This is a genomic window from Planifilum fulgidum (assembly GCF_900113175.1).
GTDB classification, from domain to species: Bacteria; Bacillota; Bacilli; order Thermoactinomycetales; family DSM-44946; genus Planifilum; species Planifilum fulgidum.
In genome coordinates, this window is sequence record NZ_FOOK01000059.1 from 1 (window position 1) to 3,032 (window position 3,032).

Below are 3,032 nucleotides of genomic sequence, written 5' to 3' on the forward strand. Positions count from 1 at the left end.
AACAGCGCACGCCAAATCCGCTCCCACGTCCCGTCTTCCGACCATTGTTTCAGCCGCCGCCAACAGGTGGTGGGAGAACCATATTGCCGGGGCATATCCGCCCAAGTACAACCGGTTTTCAACACGTAGAGAATTCCGTTCAATGTTTTTCTCGGATCGGCGGGCGGACGCCCGGGTCCCGGTTTAGGTTTGGGAAGCAGGGGCTCAATCACAGCCCATTGTTCGTCTGTCAACTCATGTCTCGTATTCATACTTCCATTTTACATTGGCAGATCATGTTTTTGAAATAGCTTGTAGAATCACTAGAATCACTGTTGTTTGAACCCTTACTTGATGAATCGGTATCATTTGTCTTTGATGGTTGGTTGGGGTCAGGGGGTGTGTATGGTCCTGGACCTTCATAACCACCCGGGCCTTGATAAACGCCTGGACCCTGATAAACTCCCGGGCCTTTATAAGGTCCCGGACCCTTATAAGGTCCAGGGCCTTTATAAGGTCCAGGGCCTTTATAAGGTCCCGGACCGCCTTCAGCAAATGCAACACCTAAAAATGGTGAGATGAGTGAAAATAGAAAGAGAGAAAGCATAGATAACGCCATTATACGGTATTTTTTCATGGTTTTCTCTCCTCTCACCGTGGCACAGTTTGAATACATTGCTATTACTCCAACGAAATTAAATCAAAAGCTTATCCGTACAAAAAGGGAATCGGATCCAATGGAATTCCCCTGGATGGTCCTCCCGGATATCCTCCTTTTCGAACTTCAAAGTGAAGGTGGGGGCCTTTTGATCTTCCGTTATTGCCGATTTCAGCAATTTGTTGTCCTCTTTTAACCTGTTGACCGGGATATACTTTGATTTGGTGCGGATACATATGGGCATAAAGGGTATACAATCCACCACCATGATGAATTACAATTACACAACCATAACCTTGAGAAGGTCCCGCCCGGACCACGACTCCGTCTCCTGCCGCAAAAATGGGAGTTCCAATTCTCCCCCCTATGTCAATCCCTTCATGAAGTCGGCCCCAACGGGGTCCCATTTTAGAGGTAATGATCATATTTGCTACAGGAAACCCCAGCTTGCCATTCCCCAAGAAACCACCAAAATTATAATAGTCCGAAAAACTCTGTGATTGGAGTACCGGCGTTTTTTCTTCTGTTTCATAAGTAATCGGTTTGGAGGTCATAAATAAAATCGGAATCTCCACTTTCGCCTAGGCGATCGCTTCACCATCTTCAATTTTGACATCCAGGCGCTTCAGCTTGTAGCTTCCCGATTGACCGAAGGAGTTTTTTCCCTGTTTCTCTGCCTTGTCGGTGTCACCCGTAGTGGCCGCCACTCGTACTGCGTCACGCACGGCCGCATTAGTGTCGATCACTGCCATCCCTGATAAAAAGAGTTGCCAAGCTATCAAGCATAATAGAATAAACAGAGGCAATAAAACCACAAACTCGAGAGTCACGGAACCCTTCCTTTGTGTCCGGTTCCATACAAGAAACCCCAGAAACAGGCCTTTCAATTTCATTCCTCCCATAAAACTTGAATGGGGGAAATAGATTCTACAAGAAGGCTAAAAATTTACTCAACCCTGTTACGTAGCAAAACAGGAAAAATGATCGATTAATCAATCACCGGTGCCTTAACCGTACTGCGGTAGTGAAACGGAGCAGCAGAGGTAAACAACCACTCGATCCGTGTACGGGAGGTAGCAATAACCTCTTCGTCTTTGATTTCCACTTTCAGTGATTCCATGTCATAATATCCGGTGGCATCAAACCGGTTTAATCCCCATTTTTTGGCCTTCTTTTCATCTCCAATTTCGGCCGCGTACCGAACCGTATCGCGCAAAGTAACTTCCGTCTCAACGACAGCCATGCCGGCAACAAAAAACTGCGCGATAAACAATATCATGATCAGAAGCAATGGAATTATCGTCACAAATTCCAGTGTAACGGAGCCCCTTCTATTAAAGCGAAATATTCGCCCTAAGAACTTTCTTATCACCGGTTTGCTCCCCCTCCCTCGACTCGAGGAAACCGGCTTATCGTTATCTGCACTTTTGCCATTCCAAGACTCATGATTTCCACATCTGACTATTGATCCGCTAATAGGCGATGGTTTGTTTTGATTTTAACCACTTTAAATAGTCTCTTTTAGGTCCCGTACCGCTGCCTTTGACAAAGGCATCCTTAAACCAATCCTGAAAGACCGGTGGTTCAAACTTCATCTGTGCCTCAATCTCGATCCGGCCGTTTACGGGCAGGCGGATCTTCCCGTTTTTGTGACCACCGTTCTTAGTGACGTATTTTCTAACCTCTTCCCGCAGCTCATTTTGCCGACGATCAATCACCCTTCTCATGAAGGCATGCCGTTTTTCCTCGGTGCCCATAACGATCAAATAGGGATCCTTGTCAGGATACACGTTCATGGCTTCCTGTAATGCTCGATTCAGCTCCTCCTGCACCAACTGATCCAGCTTCTTTGTGGCCGCCAAACTTCCTGAATCCGCCACCGCCTGGGTATAGGCATGCTGCATCCAAGCGACAACCAACGTCCCTACCATTGAAAACACTACAAAAAAGGCAGCCAGCCCCACCACCCAAAACATTGTTACGTTTCCCCGTCGATCAAGCCGACGACGGTAGCGATGAAGCATATATTATAGTCTCCTCCTGCAGGAAAATGCTTGTTACATCCAAGATAATCTGTTTTTTTACACAGGAAGGCCACCTATTTCAAACACGTTTTGCGAAAACAACATTACCAAAGAAACTATTAACCACCAGCTACTTAGCATAACAGGAAAAATTTTGTATATTTAATGATCATATTGATCCAGCATCTTTTTTTCTTTCTCCTCTACTCTCTTCTGTTCTTTAATTTTCTCTTCCTCTAGAATCTTGTCTAATTCTTTATAGCGCTTTTCTTCATAACTAGTGCCCCGTCGACTAACTTAGATCGGGAAATTCCGAAGGAAAATGTTACCTCATGGTCGAATGGATTCATAGGTGATCGAAATGATTTTCG

General features: G+C 45.6%; 6 protein-coding genes. All 6 read right to left on the reverse strand.

From position 1 onward, the window contains the following. Positions 1-251 (reverse strand): transposase (locus BM063_RS18420; protein WP_143085438.1); only part of this gene is annotated, 251 nt, incomplete at its 3' end. After that, positions 248-616, reverse strand: coding sequence for a hypothetical protein (locus BM063_RS17445; protein ID WP_143085439.1), 369 nt, complete (start codon positions 614-616; stop codon positions 248-250). The genes BM063_RS18420 and BM063_RS17445, both read right to left, overlap by 4 nt. 71 nt (positions 617-687) lie before the next feature. Continuing rightward, the gene (locus BM063_RS17080) at positions 688-1,212 is read right to left on the reverse strand and encodes a M23 family metallopeptidase (protein WP_092041908.1); all 525 of its coding nucleotides are present in this window, start codon (positions 1,210-1,212) and stop codon (positions 688-690) included. Between the two features lie 6 nt (positions 1,213-1,218). Further along, the gene (locus tag BM063_RS17085) at positions 1,219-1,524 is read right to left on the reverse strand and encodes a TadE/TadG family type IV pilus assembly protein (RefSeq protein WP_177199256.1); all 306 of its coding nucleotides are present in this window, start codon (positions 1,522-1,524) and stop codon (positions 1,219-1,221) included. A 101-nt stretch (positions 1,525-1,625) separates the two neighbouring features. Beyond that, positions 1,626-2,009, reverse strand: coding sequence for a pilus assembly protein (locus BM063_RS17090; protein WP_092041917.1), 384 nt, complete (start codon positions 2,007-2,009; stop codon positions 1,626-1,628). 100 nt (positions 2,010-2,109) lie between these two features. Beyond that, entirely contained in the window at positions 2,110-2,661 is a 552-nt protein-coding gene (locus tag BM063_RS17095) for a flp pilus-assembly TadE/G-like family protein (protein WP_092041920.1), read from the reverse strand. Positions 2,662-3,032: the final 371 nt, after the last annotated feature.

What these genes read in the sequence shown, in the direction of transcription:
- BM063_RS17445 (WP_143085439.1), bottom strand. Translation starts at nt 616, where the DNA reads ATGAAAAAATACCGTATAATGGCGTTATCTATGCTTTCTCTCTTTCTA.
- BM063_RS17095 (WP_092041920.1), bottom strand. Translation starts at nt 2,661, where the DNA reads ATGCTTCATCGCTACCGTCGTCGGCTTGATCGACGGGGAAACGTAACA.